Genomic DNA, 16,687 nt, shown 5'->3' with positions numbered 1-16,687 from the left:
GAAGACCTCTTACATCGCGAGAGGTCCGCGCGCGCTGCGGCTCAGTCGAACCTGGCCGCGAGTACGACCACGTCCTCGGCGCCGTCCGCGCGCCCGGCGCCCTCCGGCAGCACAGTGCGCACCACGTGGTCGGCCACCGCGGCGGCGTCCGGGCGCAGCGCCCTCGGGACGCTCGCCGCCGCCGCGTGGAGCCGCGCGTACGCCCGGTCCATCGAGTCACCGGCCCGGCGCAGCAGCCCGTCCGTGTACAGCAGAACCGTCTCGCCTGGTGCGGGGGCGATGTCGACACTGGGCGCCTCCCAGCAGGACAGCATGCCCAGCGGGGCGGACAGCGTGGTCTCCACGTACGAGGTGCGGCGCTCGCCGATGATCAGCGGCGGGGTGTGTCCGGCCCCGGCCAGCAGGATCTTGCGGCGGGCCGGTTCGCAGTAGGCGAAGAGCGCGGTCGCCGAGGGGGCCGGTTCGGTGAGCCGGAGCAGCACTTCGAGGTCGGAGAGCACGGCGACCGGGTCCTCGCCCTCCATCACCGCGTACGCGCGCAGCCCGGCGCGCAGCCGTCCCGTCGCGGCCAGGGCGCTGGGCCCCGAGCCGCCCACCGATCCCACGGCGAGCCCGAGGGCGCCCTCCGGCAGGGCGAGCGCGTCGTACCAGTCGTTGCCGCCCTGCGGGGCCACCTCGTGGCGTACGGCGAGCTGGACGCCGGGGACGCGGGGCAGCCGGGTGGGCAGGAGCTCTTCGGTCACGGTGGCGACATCCGTCCTGGCCCGTTCCAGTTCCAGCAGGCGGGCCAGGTGCTCGCAGGCGTATCCGGCGTACCGGTCGACGAGGTGGCGCAGATGCTCGGGCGGTTCCGCCGGTTCGTCGTAGAGCCAGACGGCGGCGCCGAGCAGTCCGGTCGTGTCGGTGGTGAGGGGCAGCGCGTAGCTGGCGGCGTAGCCGAGCTCGGCGGCGACCTCGCGTCTGCGGGGGTCGAGGCTGCGGTCGCCGATGAGGTCGGCGGTGGTCAGCGGGCCGTCCGGGTTGGGCAGGCCCTCCAGGACGCGGCCGTAGGAGGTGGCGCTGCGCGGCACGGTTTCGATCCGGCCCAGTTCGGCGTGGGCGAGCCCGAGGCCGATGGTGCTGACGGGGCCCCGGTGGTCGCAGGGTTCGAAGGAGACCAGGCCCCGGCGGGCGCCGACGAGGGCGGCTCCGGCTTCGAGGAACTCGTGCAGCGCGTCGTCGAGGGTGCTGGTTCTGGCCAGCCGCTCGGTGAGCTCGTGGAGCGTGGTGAGATCGGAGACCCAGCCGGCCAGCCGGTCCTGGAGGAAGGCGCCGGGCGCCGCGCGGGCCTCGTCGATGGGCTCGGTAGTTTGCGCCGAAACCTGGACTGTGGGATCGATTCCAGCCATTCTTGGCAGGTGCGGTGCGCTCATGGTCGTCGGCTTTCCGAGCGGTGCGTTCCGTCGAATAGCATCGCAAACCCCCATGTCATTTTGCGCCGCTACCAGTGCATCCACATGTACACGTACAAGTGAGGCGATGTCCAGCATTGTCCCCCCGGAAAACGCGGTGTCCACGCGTTAAGCAACTTGGCCAAAAAGAGCACCCCGTGATGCCCATTGGCGATCGACTGGGTGCGTTCGACGGGAGTGCGTCTCCGGGGGAAGCCCCAGGGGGAGCGTCATTCCGGACATGCTGGGTACGTAATTCTTTGGATGGCCGGGGGCGGCCCCGCACGACCCCGGAACCCCACAGCGTGCCCGGACGTCCTCCCTTTGAGACGGCCGCGCCCCGCCCCCGAGTGGCGAGGCCGTGCGCACGGACGGCAGACGCGCCGTGCGCTTCGTATCTCGTCACGATGACGACGGCAAGCAGCTCGATCCGGCTCAGCACAGCTCACGCTCGGTACCGACGAACAGCACGTACCGCAGGCTCGACGAGCACGTACACCCAGAAGATCCGCAGGCATGGTGTCACCGCGCACGATGTGAGGCGGACCCTTGGCGTTCAACGGAAAGGAACGAGCGCTCATGCGCGAGATCCTCGGAAGGCGACGCAGGCTCGGCCGCAGGGGCGGGCCCGCCCGGCTCGACGCGGCCCTGACCTGCGCCACGGAGTGGCAGTGGCCCGTGGTCCCCGGAGCGGGGCTGCGAGGAGCCGGCGGACGCGGTGACCGCGGCTGCGCCTGCCCCGACCCCGAGTGCGCGGTGCCCGGCGCGCACCCCTTCGATCCCGGACTGCTCGCCGCGACCACCGACGCCCGGATGGTGCGCTGGTGGTGGACGAACCGGCCCGCCGCGCCGGTGCTGCTCGCCACGGGTGGGCGGGCGCCCTGCGCCCTGAGCCTGCCGGCGGCCGCCGGGGCCGGTGCCCTGGCCGCGCTCGACCGGGCGGGCCTGCGGCCGGGGCCCGTGGTGGCGACGCCCACCCGGTGGGCGCTGCTGGTCGCCCCGTACACGCTGGAACGGCTCGGTGAGCTGCTGTACGCCCAGGACTGGGTGCCCAGTTCGCTGCGGTTCCACGGCGAGGGCGGTTACGTCGTCCTCCCGCCGTCGGAGATCGGTACGGGACAGGTGTGCTGGGAGCGTGCGCCGGAGCGCGCTACGGGTCCGCGCCCCAAGCGCGCCGCCTCCTCCGGCGCCGCCGCCTCCGGTGGGGCGCTCTGGCTGCCCGATGTGGGGGACGTGCTGGACGTGCTGGTCGAGGCGAGCGCGAGTGCTCCGGACGGCGGCAGCAGACTCGCGTACTGAACGGTTGGCGGCGCGGTTGGCCAGATTCTGATGCGTTCTTGTTCTTTTAGGTTCCATTCATTACGGAGTTCTTTCGCTTGCTCGTCCGATCTCCGTTGAAACCCTTACGTTCGTCCCTGTCCCCTTCTGCCCCTCTTCTTCTGCCCCTCTTCGCGATTTCCGCGTAAACGGCGGGACCGCGAGCGCGACACCCGTTTGTTCCGCAGTGCGGTATGAGCACGAATTCGGGGCGTCGCAAAACCGGGCGACTCCGGGCCTTTCGATGGCGCCCCGGCCGGCCGTTCCCGGTCCGCCGGGGGTTCAACCGCCGTACTGCGCGGCAGGGCTGACGGCGGGCCACCGTGAGGGGAAGAGGGGCGGCGGGGAGCCGGGGCGGGTCTGCGGGGCGCCTGCGCGGGGCTCGTACGAGGGGCGGCGCGGCCCGGTGGGCGCGTCGCGCACCGTACCCGGAAATGAGGATGCCCGATCGCTGGCGACGGGGGATGCACCAGCGACCGGGCTTCTAGAACGGTAACAAGAGATCTGCCGTTCGCAAATTCGATCTCGCGTATTCGGACAGCGATTTACCTGCCAGTACGGGTAGTTGTGACGGGAGTCACCGTCCGAACCGTGTAGGCGACACCGTCAGCTGAGCGTCACCTGGCGGTTGGTGAGGCCGCCCCGCGCCCTGCGCTCCTCGGCGGTGAGCGGCGCGTCCGACGCGAGCGCCGTCGCGAGCCGCTCCGCGAACGCGGCGGCGGGCTTCTCGCAGTCCTCGGCGCTCATCGCGCTCGGCAGGTCCCAGACCGGAACCATCAGCCCGTGCGCCCGGAACGAACCGACCAGCCGGGTCCCCTCGCCGAGCGACGTCTCGCCCGCCGCGTGCAGCCGGGCGAGCGCGTCGAGGAGCTGCTCCTCGGCGTGCGGCATGACCCAGCGCAGGTGGTTCTTCTCCGGCGTCTCGCACCAGTAGGCGGCGTCCACGCCGGAGAGCAGCGCGGTCGGGATCGCCGCCTCGTTCGCACGCTCCAGCGAGGCGGACACCTCGGCCGTGGCGTTCTCCGCGTCCGGCACCCAGAACTCGAAGCCGGTGTGCACGACCGGCTCGAAGGGCGCGTCGGTGGCCAGCAGGTCCTGCAGCCGGGGCCCGTCGGCCGGCACGCGGCGGGCGGCCACCGGCGAACCGGGCTCAGCCTCCAGCGCGCGCCGCAGGGTGTCCGCGAGGTCCCGGCTCAGGTCGCCGGACGAGGTGTCGTTCTGGAGCGCGAGCAGGACGGAGCCGTCCTCGCGGCGCAGCGCGGGCCAGGCCATCGGGAGGACCGTCGCCAGCGTCACCGCGGGCACGCCCTCGGGCAGCCCGTCCTTGAGCGTCAGCTCCACCGTGGCCGCGGGCACCAGCTCGCGCAGCGCGACCCAGTCGCACTCCCCGGCCAGGCCCTCGAACGGACGCTGCACCAGCTCGGTCACGGCCTGGGCCGCGGCGCGGCCGTGACACGCCTTGTAGCGGCGGCCCGAACCGCACGGGCAGGGTTCACGAGCCCCGACGACCGGGATCTCGCCGTCCTTGAGCTGCTGCTTCCCGGCCTTGGACTGAGGGCGCTTCTTCGCCATGGTGGGCTTACTCCCGATTGCGACGGTGCGGTCCGGCCCGCGAGCCCGGGGTGTTTCCGGCGGATCTTCGTGGGCCCGCGACGATCTGTCGCACAGACCCTAGCCGTCCCGCCGCCCACCGGGGCACAACAGCCCGCACGACCGCCCGGTCCGGGCGCCGAGGCGGGTACCCCGCGCCTGCCCGACGTACGAACCGGGCCTGCGGAACGGACGTACGAGCCGGGGGTACGCCTTCAGCCCGCGCGCTCAGCCCACATCGTCGAACGCGTCATCGAACATGCCGGTGAAGTCCAGCCCCGCTAGGCCCGGCACACCGAGCCCCGCCGTATCGAGCCCCGGCACGACCGTCGTCTTCCGCGCGCTCGGCAGACCGGTCACACCGCTCGTCCGCGCACTGCCGCGCCCGCCCGGCCGTTCGCCGGACCGGCCGGGGGAATCGTGGCCCCCGTCGACCTGCACCCAGACCGTGACCTCGCCCGAGACGTCGTCGCGTACGCCCCACTCGCGGGCCAGGGCGCTGATGATGTTGAGCCCCCGTCCGCCGCGCGCGGTCACCGAAGGCGTAGCCGGAACCGGCCTGGTCGGGCCGCCTCCGTCCGTCACCTCGACGGTCAGTCCGCCCGTCCGGTCGACGCACCAGGCGGCGCGTACGTCGCCGTCGCCCCGCTCCGTCTGCCGGCCCAGCGGCCTGCCGTGCCGGCAGGCGTTGCTGAGCAGTTCGGAAAGAATCAGCACCGCGTCGTCGACGACCGAATCCGACACCCCGTGGCTGCGCAGCTGTTCGCGCATCCGTCGCCTTGCCCGACCCACGCCCGCAGGACCATGGGGAACGGCCATGCTCGACGACGTGGGCACCTCCTGTGCCACCATCAACGCCACCCCCGAGACCTCCTTTGCCCCCACGCCACGGTGTGGATGCCCTCCAGGGCTCTGCCGGAAACCGGCCAAGGGTCTGTCAGTGACGCATTCGACACGATCGGGCACACTCCGAGTGCGCCGGTGTACTCCCTGTAGTTGATCTACCCATGTGCAGATGCGCAGGTATGCAGGTATTACGAGCGGCCCAGCTGGGCCAGGACCTGCTTGGGCCGGTTGGTGATGATGGCCTCCACGCCGAGCCGTACGCACAGATCGACGTCCTCCGGCTCGTTGACCGTCCACACATGGGCCCGGTGTCCGGCCCGGTGCAGCCGCTCGATGTAACCGGGATGGCTGCGCACGATCCGCATGCTGGGGCCGGCGACCCGCGCGCCCGCGGGCAGCCGCCCGTCGCGCAGCCGGGGCGAGACGAACTGCATCAGGTACACGGTGGGCAGATGGGGAACGGCGTCCCGGACGCGGTGCAGCGAGCGGGCCGAGAAGCTCATGACGCGTACCGGTGACGGGGTGCCGGCCGGCGGGGGCGCGTCGAGCTCGAAGCGTTTCAGCAGGTGCAGCAGCCGCTCCTCGACCTGCCCCGCCCAGCGGGTGGGGTGCTTGGTCTCGACGGCCAGCTGGAGAGGCCGCCCGGCGGCTCTTGTCTCGACGAGCAGTTCGAGCAGTCGTTCGAGGGCGAGTACGGAGGTCAGCTCGCCCGGTACCGGGTCCCAGTCGGGGGACTCGGACTCGTCGCGGTCCTTCCACGAACCGAAGTCGAGGGCGGCGAGGGCGTTCAGCTCCAGGGCGGAGACCGCGCCGCGCCCGTTGGACGTACGGTTCACCCTGCGGTCGTGCACGCAGACGAGATGGCCGTCGGCCGTCAGGCGTACGTCGCACTCCAGGGCGTCGGCACCGTCCTCGATCGCCTTGCGGTACGCGGCGAGGGTGTGTTCGGGCGCGTCGTCGGACGCGCCGCGGTGGGCGATGACCTGGATGGGATGCTGCATGGGGTGCTGCTGCCGTGCTTGGGTCACCGAGTCATGGTGTCACCGCGGGAAGACGGCTGTGGGCAGCTTGCGCTGCGGGCCCGTTTTGTCCGATGTAAGGGCCGTGCGCGGATGCACAGCTCCTGCTTACAGTGGCCTGACGTGTTGTGGGAAAAGCTGACTCCAGACACGTACACAGCGGATCTCTTGCCGAACGACTGACGTGGAACCGAGGAGTAAAGAGCTGTGAGCACAGAGAACGAGGGCAACGAGGGCACCGGGGCCGAGGGCGCCTCGTCCGTTCCGTCCGCACCTCCCGTGCCGGCCGACGCTCCCCAGGCGCACCCCGAGGACACGCCCCCCGCCGCGACGCCCCCGGCGGCACCGGACCCGCACGCGGCGCCGGCCACCTCGACGTCGCAGCCCGCACCGGGTACGCAGGACCCGCAGCCGGCCTCCCCCGCGACCCCTCACGAGTCCGCGCCGTCCGTCCCGGACCCGCAGCCGGCCTCCCCCGCGCCGCAGGCCCACCCCGCGTATCCCGCGCCGGACGGGGCGACCGCGCAGGTGGCCGCGGTCCCGGCGTCCCCGCAGTACGCGCCTCCGGCTCCGCCGCAGTCCGCGGCCGACGCCGGCTGGCCGCCCCCGCCCCCGCCTCCGCCCTCCGCCCCGGCGTACGCGCAGACGGCGTACGGCAGCGGCGGCGGCCCGGTGTGGGGCGCGCCCGGCGGACCGCAGACCCCCGAGTCGCCGCGCAAGCGGGGCGCGGGCGGGCTGGTGGCCGCCGTGGTGGTGGCCGCGCTGGTGGCGGGCGGCATCGGCGGCGCCCTCGGCTTCTGGGCGGCGGACCGCAACAACGACTCCGGTTCGACGACGGTCGCGGCCTCGTCCAACCCGCGGGACCTCAAGCGCGACCCGGGCACGGTCGCCGGCGTGGCTGCCAAGGCGCTGCCGAGCGTGGTGACGATCGAGGCGCAGGGCGGCAACGGCGAGGGCGGCACGGGCACCGGCTTCGTGTACGACAAGGAGGGCCACATCCTCACGAACAACCACGTGGTGGCCTCCGCCGCGGAGAGCGGCCAGCTGACGGCGACGTTCTCCAACGGCAAGAAGTACGACGCCGAGGTGGTCGGCCGGGCGCAGGGCTACGACGTGGCCGTCATCAAGCTGAAGAACCCGCCGAAGTCGCTGGCCCCGCTGCCGCTGGGCAACTCGGACCAGGTGGCGGTCGGCGACTCGACGATCGCGATCGGTGCCCCGTTCGGCCTGTCCAACACGGTCACGACGGGCATCATCAGCGCGAAGAACCGCCCGGTCGCCTCCGGTGACGGCAACGGCGGCAGCAACTCGTACATGAGCGCCCTGCAGACGGACGCCTCGATCAACCCCGGCAACTCGGGCGGCCCGCTGCTCAGCGCGAGCGGCGCGGTGATCGGGATCAACTCGGCGATCCAGTCGACCGGCAGCATCGGGCAGAGCCAGGCCGGCTCCATCGGCCTCGGCTTCGCGATCCCGATCAACCAGGCGAAGACCGTCGCCCAGCAGCTGATCAAGACCGGCCAGCCGGTCTACCCGGTCATCGGCGCGACGGTCACGATGGACGAGAAGAACGGCGGCGCCGTCATCGCGGACCGGGGCGCGGGCGGCACGGACGCGGTCGCGAAGAACGGCCCGGCGGCCAAGGCGGGCCTGCGGGCCGGCGACGTCATCACGAAGTTCAACGACACCGTCATCGACAGCGGCCCGACCCTGATCGGCGAGATCTGGACCCACAAGCCGGGCGACCGCGTCACCCTGACCTACGAGCGCGACGGCAAGACGGCAACGGCCGAAGTGACCCTGGGCGAGCGCAAGGGCGACAGCTGACCGGCTAGGCTGTTCCCCGCGCCGGACCGGTCCACACCGACCGCCCGGCGCGGGGTGGGTTGCCCGAGCGGCCTAAGGGAACGGTCTTGAAAACCGTCGTGGCGCGAGTCACCGTGGGTTCAAATCCCACACCCACCGCAGTGACGAAGAGGGCGGGTCTCCTGGTGGAGGCCCGCCCTTCGGCTTGGCGGGTCAGCGGATCGACTCGTCCATGAGGATGTAGAGCAGGCCGACGAGGGTGCCGCTGCTGACGATCTCGCGGCGGTCGATCATGCCCCGGAGGTCGGTCAGCGGAATCCACTCGATGCGGTCGGACTCGTTCCTCTCGGTCGGCGGGCCCTCGTACGTGGCGCCGTCGGCGCGGAAGAGGTGGTGCTCCGAGTCGGTGATGCCGGCGGCCGGTTCCGCGAAGATCAGGGGCTTCAGCGGGCCGGGGCGCCAGCCGGTCTCCTCCAGGACCTCGCGGGCCGCCGCCTCGGCCGGTGTCTCGTCGTCCTCGACCAGGCCCATGGGCAGTTCCCAGGCCCAGGTGTCCGTGATGAAGCGGTGCCGCCACATCATCAGCACCTCGCGCCGCTCGTTGACCACGGCTGCCACGGCCAGGTGGCGGAGTTTGACGACGTGGTGCTCGAAGCGGTTGCCGTCCGGGGTCTCGATGTCGGCCAGCCACAGGTTGAGCCAGCTGTTCTCGTAGACCGGGCGTTGCCCGTGAACCGTCCACCGCATCGTGATCCCCCTCCTGATCGGTTTTCAGCATCGCAGAGTGGGGAGGCGATCGGGGTGGGGTTCTAGGATGACCGCAGGGGCGGGGCCGTAGCGCAGAGGTCGTCGCGCGCGGTCTCCAAAGCCGTGAGGACGCCGGTTCGAATCCGGCCGGGTCCGCCCTGTCTTCCCCCTTCTGTAGGTCTCTACACAGCCCGCGTCCACGGTGTTCGTCTCAGGGGTGACCCGGAGTACCGGGGTGCAGTCTCCTCCACCCGTAGGAGGTCGAGCGGGGACCGGTCCTACACCCTGAGGGGGACGAGGTTTCGGGACCTGGGGGCGATCCGGCGGGCGGGCCCCGCTCCTAGCGTGGAGCCATGACCACGCCAGTCCGTACGGGCACCCACAGGGGGGCCGCACCGGTACGCACGTCGGCCGCAGTACGCAGCTTCGCGCCGGCGCGCACACCGGGCGCCCCCGCGCGCCCCTCGCGCGGTGCGCGCGCGTCGGTGGCGCCGCACCTCCCGTATCCCTCGTTCACCTCGTTCGTGGAAGCGCGCGGGCCGGTGCTGCTGCGGGCCGCGCGCTCGCTCACCGCCAACCCCAGCGACGCCGAGGACCTGCTGCAGACGGCGCTCACCAAGACGTACGTCGCCTGGGACCGGATCGAGGACCACCGGGCGCTCGACGGCTATGTGCGCCGGGCCCTTCTCAACACCAGAACCTCGCAGTGGCGCAAGCGCAAGGTCGACGAGTTCGCCTGCGACGAACTGCCCGAGCAGGAGGCGGCGCCCGGCCCCGACCCCGCGGAGCGGCAGTCGCTGCACGACGCCATGTGGCGCGCGGTGCTGAAGCTGCCGACCCGGCAGCGGGCCATGGTCGTGCTGCGCTACTACGAGGACCTGAGCGAGGCGCAGACCGCCGAGGTGCTCGGCGTGTCCGTCGGCACGGTCAAGAGCGCGGTCTCCCGTGCGCTCGGGAAGCTGCGCCTGGACCCGGAGCTGACGCCGGTCCGCTGAGCGGGCGCGTCACGACCCGGCCCGCCGACACCGGTTTCGCCGCGCCGTCCCCGTACAGCAGCGTTCTCGTCCCGAGCCACCCGTAAGCGGAACGTAAAGCGGAACGGAAACGTCCGCCGTCCGTCACGGACGGTACGAAATTGGCGGACGTCACCGATTCGTACCCTCGCGGCTAGTGACATACCACTTGGTATGTGAGCAGAATCAGCGAAACCCTACTGCCGCGTAGCGCCTACCGGGAGGACGCCGTGCTGAGCACCATGCAGGACGTACCGCTGACTGTCACCCGCATCCTGACGCATGGGATGACGATTCACGGGAAGTCGCAGGTCACGACCTGGACCGGAGAGCCGGAGCCGCACCGGCGCAGCTTCGCCGAAATCGGCCGGCGCGCCACGCAGCTCGCCAACGCCCTGCGCGACGAAATCGGCATCGACGCAGATCAGCGCGTCGCGACGCTCATGTGGAACAACGCGGAGCATGTCGAGGCATACCTGGCCATTCCCTCCATGGGTGCCGTCCTGCACACGCTGAACCTCCGCCTCCCCGCCGAACAGCTGGTCTGGATCGTCAAGCACGCCGACGACCGGGCCGTCATCGTCAACGGCTCCCTGCTGCCGCTCATCGCGCCGCTGCTTCCCCAGCTGACGTCGCTGAAACACCTGATCGTGTCGGGCCCCGGCGACCGTTCCGTCCTGGACGGCGCGGCGGTGCGCGTGCACGACTACGAGGAACTGCTCGCCGGCCGCCCCACCACCTTCGACTGGCCCGAGCTGGACGAGCGCCAGGCCGCCGCCATGTGCTACACCTCCGGCACGACGGGCGACCCCAAGGGCGTCGTCTACTCCCACCGCTCGATCTACCTGCACTCCATGCAGGTCAACATGTCCGAGTCGATGGGCCTGACCGACAAGGACACGACCCTCGTTGTCGTGCCGCAATTTCACGTAAACGCGTGGGGGCTGCCCCACTCCACGTTCATGTCCGGCGTCAACATGCTGATGCCGGACCGTTTCCTCCAGCCCGCGCCGCTCGCCGACATGATCGAGCGCGAGCGCCCCACGCACGCCGCCGCCGTCCCCACCATCTGGCAGGGACTGCTCGCCGAGGTCACCGCGAACCCGCGCGACCTCACCTCCATGGCCAACGTCACGATCGGCGGCGCCGCATGCCCGCCCTCCCTCATGGAGGCGTACGACAAGCTCGGCGTGCGCCTCTGTCACGCCTGGGGCATGACGGAGACCTCCCCCCTCGGCACCATGGCCAACCCGCCCGCAGGGCTGACCGCCGAGGAGGAGTGGCCCTACCGCGTCACCCAGGGCCGCTTCCCGGCCGGCGTCGAGGCGCGGCTGGTCGGGCCGGGCGGCGAGCACCTGCCGTGGGACGGCAGCTCGGCCGGAGAGCTGGAGGTACGGGGCCCCTGGATCGCGGGCGCGTACTACGGCGGCGCGGACGGCGAGATGCTGCGCCCCGAGGACAAGTTCAGCGAGGACGGCTGGCTGAAAACGGGTGACGTCGGTGTGATCAGCGAGGGCGGCTTCCTCACGCTCACCGACCGCGCCAAGGACGTCATCAAGTCCGGCGGCGAGTGGATCTCCAGCGTCGAACTGGAGAACGCCCTGATGGCGCACCCGGATGTCGCGGAGGCGGCCGTCGTGGCCGTTCCGGACGACAAGTGGGGCGAGCGCCCGCTCGCGACGGTCGTCCTCAAGGAGGGCGCCACCGCCGACTACGAGGCGCTGCGCGCCTTCCTCGCCGACTCCGGCATCGCGAAGTGGCAGCTGCCCGAGCGGTGGTCGGTCATCCCGGCCGTGCCGAAGACGAGCGTCGGCAAGTTCGACAAGAAGGTCATCCGCAAGCAGTACGCGGGCGGCGAGCTGGACGTCACGCAGCTCTGATCCGCTGTCCGGACAGCGAGAGGGCGGTACGGGCAGACAGAGCGAGGGCGGTACGGGTGGCTACCCGTACCGCCCTCGTCGTATGCCTCGGTGCACCGGTCAGTTCGTGCCGATCTTCGCCAGCAGGTCCACGATGCGGGACTGCACCTCTTCGCTCGTCGAGCGCTCCGCCAGGAACAGCACGGTCTCGCCCGAGCTGAGCCTCGGCAGCTCGGACTGGTCGATGCCGGCCGAGGTGTAGACGACCAGCGGCGTGCGGTTCAGCTGCCCGTTGGCGCGCAGCCAGTCCACGATGCCCGCCCGGCGGCGGCGCACCTGCATCAGGTCCATCACCACCAGGTTCGGCCGCATCCGGGTCGCCAGCGAGACCGCCTCGCTGTCCGTCGCGGCGCAGGCCACCTGCATGCCCCGGCGCTCCAGCGTCTCCGTCAGCGCGACCGCGATGTCCTCGTGCTCGTCGATCAGCAGGACGCGCGGCGGATGCTGCTCGCTGTCGCGCGGCGCGAGCGCCTTGAGGAGTACGGCGGGGTCGGCACCGTACGCAGCCTCCCGCGACGCCTGCCCCAGACCGGCCGTCACCAGAACGGGCACCTCGGCCGCCACGGCGGCCTGCCGCAGGGACTGCAACGCCTTTCGGGTGATCGGACCCGTCAGCGGGTCTACGAACAGCGCGGCGGGGAACGCGGCGATCTGCGCGTCCACCTCCTCGCGCGAGTGCACGATCACCGGCCGGTAGCCGCGATCGCTCAGCGCCTGCTGCGTGGAGACATCGGGCGCGGGCCAGACCAGCAGCCGGCGCGGGTTGTCCAGCGGCTCGGGCGGCAGCTCGTCGTCCACGGGCTGCGGCGAGGGCCGATTGGCGACCTCGACCGCGCCCCCGGGACCGTCCAGCGGCTCGGGCCCCTCGGCCGCGCCCTCGTCGGGGGCGCCGATGGCGTACGCGCGGCCCTCGGCCGGAGGCGCGGAGAGCAGCTGACCGGAGCCCTGCCCGTGCACGGTGCCGGCGGGGGCGGCCGCTGTGGGAGCGGGTGTCGCGGGGGCGGCGGGTGCGGGTGTGGGGAGCGCGGGGCGCTCGTCCTGGTCGGGCTCGGGCGGAGCGGCGAGCTTGCGGCGGCGGCCGACACTGCTGCCGGCGCCGCTGCCACTGCTCACGTCGCCGCCGAGCGTCTGGTTCTGCTGGTGGGTGATGTGCTGGGAGAACGGCACGCCCTGCCCCAGCGTGCGCACGCTGAACGCGCGCCCCTGCGTCGAGTCGGCCGACGCAGGCATGGGCGCCTCGGCGGGCAACGGCTGCCGCCGCGCGTCGGGCGCGGGCGCCAGCGTGCGAGGCCGGGCCGGGGGCGTGGCGGGCGTGGCGGCGTCGGGTGCCGCGGTGCCGGTGGTGTGGGCGGTACGCCCGGTGCTCTGCGTTTCGGGCGGGACGGGGCCTTGCCCGGACGCGTCGTCGTGGGCCCAGACGGCGGGGGGTGCGGGTTCTGCGGTGGGGGTGGTGGTGCCAGGGGTTCCTGGGGCCGGAGGGGCGGCGTGGATGCCGTGGGGCGGGGTGCCGGGGGTGGGCATGCCGTGGGCAGGGGTGCCGGTGGCAGGGGCGGGCATGGCGTGGGCAGGGGTGCCGGTGGCAGGGGCGGGCATGGCGTGAGCCGGGGTGTCGTGAGCCGACGTGCCGGTCGCCGTGGCGGGGGGAGTCAGCATGCCGTGGGCGGGGGTGCCCGTCGCGGGGGTGCCGTGGGCTGGAGTGCCGGGGGCCGGGGTTCCGTGGCTCGGAGTTCCGGTGGCCGGGGCGGGGGTGGGCATGCCGTGGGGCGGGGTGCCGCCCGGGGGCCCCGCCGCCGGAGTGTGGGCAGCGGGCATCCCGTGGGCCGGAGTCCCAGGTGCCGGAGCCGGTACGCCATGAGCCGGGGTGCCCGTTGCCGGGGCCGGAGCGGCCGGGGTCACGGCCGACTGGTCGGCTGCGGTCGGCAGGGCGAACGGGCCGGGCTGTTCGGCCGGGGTTTCCGGCGTGGTCTGGGCGGGCAGCACGAAGGGCGCGTTGGCCGGGGCGCCGGGCATCGCCTGTTCTGCCGGGGCGCCCGGCACCGGCTGTCCCGCTGGAACACCGGGCATCGGCTGTTCGGCAGCGGGCACAGAGGGCGTAGGAGCCCCAGGCGCGGGAGTCCCAGGCGGCGCAGGAGTCCCCGCCTGGGCCGGCAGCGCGAACGGCGCGGGCTGGGCCGCCTGCGGACCCGTCTCGCTGCCGTGGCGGGCCCGGCGTCGGCCGGTGGGCGCGGGCTGGGCCTGCGGCGGTACGGGGGCGTGCTCCGGCGCACCGGACACGGCATCGGGCTCGGGGCCGGAGCTGTCCTGCGTACCGGCCGAAGCCTCGCCCGTACCCACGCCGCGCCCGTACGAACCGTCCCCGCCGGCCGCCGGCGCCTCGGTGTGCGAAGGGGCGCGGTCCGCGTCGGCGGGAGGGAGCGCGAAGGGGACGCGCGGTCCGGCGTCTGCGGCGGCGCGGTCCTGGGCGGCTGCCAGCGCGCGGCGCGCCCGCCGACCGGTCGGCTGCGGTGCCGGTGCCGGTGCCGGTGCAGAAGCGGACGCTTCCGGAGACGGCGGAGAGGCGACCGCGCCAGGGGCGTCGTCGAGGTTCGAGAAGGCGGCGGCAGCGGAGGACTCCACGGCGTTGACGACCGGAGGAAGGGCCGGCCGGCCCTCGTCGCCGGGGTTGCCCCGGTGACCACCGGCCGCGACCGGCAGCTGCGCCTCGGCCGGGACGCCCTGCGGCGGCACCGTCTGCCCGAGCTGCGGGCGGCCCCCCTGCGCCCCCTCGGCGGCGGTGACCACGGCACCCTCCGCCGGAGCAGCGGCAGCGGCAGCGGGCAGCGCCAGGGCCTGCCCCGGTGCCTGGGCGCCCGTTTCGGCGGGGCTGGGGCGCCCGCGGCGGCGTCCGGAGCCCTCGGCCTGCTGGGCGGGGATCAGTTCGTTCGGCGCCGCCTCGGGGGCGGGCGCAGCACGGCGCGCGCGCCGGCGCCCGGTCGGGGCGGCCGCGCCGGTGTCCCCGGGGGCCGCTTGCGGCTCACCGGAGCCGTCGGAGCCGCCCACGGGGCTCTCCAGGAAGGCGTCGGTGGACGAACGCCGTGCCCGGCGCCGCCCCCTTCCCGCCTCGGGCACCTCGGAAACAGCAGGAACCTGGCCCGCATGATCGGGCTCCGCACCGGGAAGGGCCCCGGCCGGAACGTGCGCCTCAGCACCCACCGCAGGAGCCGCCACCGCAGGAGCCACCGGAGAAGCCACCCCAGGAGGCGCCTCCGCCGCCGGAAGCGCCACCGCAGGCGCCTCCGCCACCGCCACCGTCCCCGCACCCGCGCCGATCGGCACCTCCAGCACGTACGCACTGCCGCTCATGCCCGGCATCTCGTGCGTCTGGAGCACCCCGCCGTGCGCGCGGACGATGCCGCTCACGATCGGCACATGCACCGGGTCGCCCCCGGCGAACGGCCCGCGCACCTCGATGCGCACGACGTCACCGCGCTGAGCGGCGGCGACGACGATGGTCGAATCCACATAGCCGCCACCCGGCACGAGCCGGGCCTTGCCGGTCGAATCGACACCGGCGACATCCGCCACGAGATGGGCGACGGCGGTCACCAGACGCCCGGCGTCGACCTCCGCCTCGATCGGCGGAGCGTGCACCGCGAACTGCGCGCGGCCGGGCCCGATCAGCTCGACCGCAGCGTCGATACCGGCGGTGACGACCCCGTCGAGCAGCACCCGCGACTTGATCAGCTCTTCCGCGCCGCTGTCGAGGCGCTGGTAGCCGAGAACGTTGTCGATGAGCGTCGTCATGCGCGCATAACCGGCGGCCAGGTGGTGAAGGATCTGGTTCGCCTCGGGCCACAGCTGGCCGGCGGGGTCGGCGGCGAGCGCCGACAGTTCGCCGCGCAGTTCCTCCAGGGGCCCGCGCAGCGACTCGCCGAGCACGGCGGTGAGCTGGGCGTGCCGGGCGGTGAGGTCCGTCAGCCGCTCGGTCTGCTTCTCCAGCTCGGAGGCGTAACGCTCGGTGCGGTCGGCCAGCTCGGCGGCGTGCGCCTCCTTGAGGGCGGCGGTCTCGGCGGCGTGCCGTTCGGTGAGCTCGGCGACGGCGGCGGTGTGGTTCGCGGTCAGCTCGGCGATCTCGTCCTTGCGCCGCTTGTCCAGCTCCTCGTAGGGGCGACGGTCGGTGAACGTCATTACGGCGCCGACGAGCTGGTCACCGTCGCGGACGGGCGCGGTGGTCAGGTCGACCGGCACCTGTTCCCCGCTCTTGGCCCACAAAACCTGGCCGCGCACCCGATGCTTGCGCCCCGACTTGAGCGTGTCGGCGAGCGGCGACTCCTCGTACGGGAAGGGCTCGCCCTCCGCGCGCGAGTGCAGGATCAGCGGGTGCAGCTCCTTGCCGCCGAGATCGCTGGCCCGGAAGCCGAGGATCTGCGCGGCGGCGGGGTTGACGAGGACGACGCGGCCGTCCGTGTCCGTGCCGACGACACCCTCGGCCGCGGCCCGCAGGATCATCTCGGTCTGGCGCTGCGAGCGGGCCAGCTCGGCCTCGGTGTCCACGGTGCCCGAGAGGTCGCGCACGACGAGCATCAGCAGCTCGTCGCCCGTATAGCCGCCACCGCCGCCGTACGAGCCCTGGACGTCCTTGTACGCCGCCTGCCCGTCCTCCAGGCTGGCGCTCGTCACCTCGACGGGGTACTCGTGGCCGTCGGTGCGCCGCGCGACCATGCGCGTGGGCTTGGTACGGCCGCGCTCGTCCGCAGCCTCCGGCCTGCGCATCGACCCCGGGATCAGCTTGGAGTCGAACTCCGGCAGCAGATCGAGCAGCCCGCGACCGACGAGCGCGGTGCCCGGCGTCTCGAACATCTCGAGGGCGATGGTGTTGGCGTTGACGACCGTACCGTTGCAGTTGACGAGCAGGAGCCCGTCCGGAAGGGCATCGAGTATGGCTGCGAGGCGAGCAGCGCCTCGGGATGGCCTGCTGCTCACGACGACGGTTCCTCCCTGATTACTGCACCTTGCCGACA

General features: G+C 72.9%; 10 protein-coding genes and 2 tRNA genes. 6 read left to right on the top strand and 6 right to left on the bottom strand.

The window, feature by feature from the left end; genetic code table 11:
• Positions 1 to 41 precede the first annotated feature (41 nt).
• Positions 42 to 1,388, bottom strand: coding sequence for a PP2C family protein-serine/threonine phosphatase (locus DNK56_RS00235; protein WP_111329504.1), 1,347 nt, complete (start codon positions 1,386 to 1,388; stop codon positions 42 to 44).
• Between the two features lie 621 nt (positions 1,389 to 2,009).
• Between DNK56_RS00235 and DNK56_RS00230 the strand changes: the two genes are divergently transcribed.
• Positions 2,010 to 2,729, top strand: a complete 720-nt coding sequence (locus DNK56_RS00230) for a bifunctional DNA primase/polymerase (protein ID WP_111329501.1) — start codon at positions 2,010 to 2,012, stop codon at positions 2,727 to 2,729.
• A 624-nt stretch (positions 2,730 to 3,353) separates the two neighbouring features.
• Here the strand turns inward: DNK56_RS00230 and DNK56_RS00225 are convergent.
• The 3 genes from DNK56_RS00225 to DNK56_RS00210 all read right to left on the bottom strand — a co-directional run bounded on the left by DNK56_RS00225 (position 3,354) and on the right by DNK56_RS00210 (position 6,184).
• Entirely contained in the window at positions 3,354 to 4,319 is a 966-nt protein-coding gene (locus tag DNK56_RS00225; RefSeq protein ID WP_111329499.1) for a DUF5926 family protein, read from the bottom strand.
• A 246-nt stretch (positions 4,320 to 4,565) separates the two neighbouring features.
• The gene (locus tag DNK56_RS00220; protein ID WP_241989704.1) at positions 4,566 to 5,108 is read right to left on the bottom strand and encodes an ATP-binding protein; all 543 of its coding nucleotides are present in this window, start codon (positions 5,106 to 5,108) and stop codon (positions 4,566 to 4,568) included.
• 263 nt (positions 5,109 to 5,371) lie between these two features.
• Positions 5,372 to 6,184: a glycerophosphodiester phosphodiesterase family protein gene (locus tag DNK56_RS00210; protein ID WP_111329494.1), complete on the bottom strand. Its 813-nt coding sequence runs from the start codon at positions 6,182 to 6,184 to the stop codon at positions 5,372 to 5,374.
• Between the two features lie 225 nt (positions 6,185 to 6,409).
• Here DNK56_RS00210 and DNK56_RS00205 point away from each other — a divergent pair, with 225 nt between their 5' ends.
• Complete coding sequence (locus DNK56_RS00205; protein ID WP_111329491.1) at positions 6,410 to 8,029, top strand: S1C family serine protease; 1,620 nt, start codon at positions 6,410 to 6,412, stop codon at positions 8,027 to 8,029.
• 53 nt (positions 8,030 to 8,082) lie between these two features.
• Positions 8,083 to 8,167, top strand: a tRNA-Ser gene (locus tag DNK56_RS00200).
• Between the two features lie 54 nt (positions 8,168 to 8,221).
• Here DNK56_RS00200 and DNK56_RS00195 read toward each other — a convergent pair.
• A complete protein-coding gene (locus DNK56_RS00195) occupies positions 8,222 to 8,755 on the bottom strand; it encodes an NUDIX hydrolase (RefSeq protein ID WP_111329489.1) in 534 nt (177 codons plus the stop codon).
• A gap of 82 nt (positions 8,756 to 8,837) precedes the next feature.
• On the opposite strand from DNK56_RS00195, the gene DNK56_RS00190 reads away from it, so the two are divergent.
• The 3 genes from DNK56_RS00190 (at position 8,838) to DNK56_RS00180 (ending at position 11,648) form a co-directional block, all read left to right on the top strand.
• A tRNA-Trp gene (locus tag DNK56_RS00190) sits at positions 8,838 to 8,911 on the top strand.
• Between the two features lie 197 nt (positions 8,912 to 9,108).
• Complete coding sequence (locus tag DNK56_RS00185; RefSeq protein ID WP_111329487.1) at positions 9,109 to 9,750, top strand: SigE family RNA polymerase sigma factor; 642 nt, start codon at positions 9,109 to 9,111, stop codon at positions 9,748 to 9,750.
• Positions 9,751 to 9,998: 248 nt separating this feature from the next.
• Positions 9,999 to 11,648 (top strand): long-chain fatty acid--CoA ligase, encoded by a 1,650-nt coding sequence (locus tag DNK56_RS00180; RefSeq protein ID WP_111329485.1) that lies wholly within the window; start codon positions 9,999 to 10,001, stop codon positions 11,646 to 11,648.
• Positions 11,649 to 11,747: 99 nt separating this feature from the next.
• On the opposite strand, the gene DNK56_RS00175 is transcribed toward DNK56_RS00180, so the two are convergent.
• Positions 11,748 to 16,649, bottom strand: a complete 4,902-nt coding sequence (locus DNK56_RS00175; RefSeq protein ID WP_111329483.1) for a PAS domain-containing protein — start codon at positions 16,647 to 16,649, stop codon at positions 11,748 to 11,750.
• Positions 16,650 to 16,687: the final 38 nt, after the last annotated feature.

Source organism: Streptomyces sp. AC1-42W (genome assembly GCF_003248355.1).
Classification (GTDB): domain Bacteria; phylum Actinomycetota; class Actinomycetes; order Streptomycetales; family Streptomycetaceae; genus Streptomyces.
Note: the sequence above shows the minus strand (reverse complement) of the source record. Positions and strands in the feature narration are given on the sequence as shown.

Excerpts from the sequence above, each read along its gene's own strand:
- DNK56_RS00230 (WP_111329501.1), top strand. The coding sequence starts at position 2,010 with ATGCGCGAGATCCTCGGAAGGCGACGCAGGCTCGGCCGCAGGGGCGGG.
- DNK56_RS00210 (WP_111329494.1), bottom strand. The coding sequence starts at position 6,184 with ATGCAGCATCCCATCCAGGTCATCGCCCACCGCGGCGCGTCCGACGAC.
- DNK56_RS00195 (WP_111329489.1), bottom strand. The coding sequence starts at position 8,755 with ATGCGGTGGACGGTTCACGGGCAACGCCCGGTCTACGAGAACAGCTGG.
- DNK56_RS00185 (WP_111329487.1), top strand. The coding sequence starts at position 9,109 with ATGACCACGCCAGTCCGTACGGGCACCCACAGGGGGGCCGCACCGGTA.
- DNK56_RS00225 (WP_111329499.1), bottom strand. The coding sequence starts at position 4,319 with ATGGCGAAGAAGCGCCCTCAGTCCAAGGCCGGGAAGCAGCAGCTCAAG.
- DNK56_RS00220 (WP_241989704.1), bottom strand. The coding sequence starts at position 5,108 with ATGCGCGAACAGCTGCGCAGCCACGGGGTGTCGGATTCGGTCGTCGAC.
- DNK56_RS00235 (WP_111329504.1), bottom strand. The coding sequence starts at position 1,388 with ATGGCTGGAATCGATCCCACAGTCCAGGTTTCGGCGCAAACTACCGAG.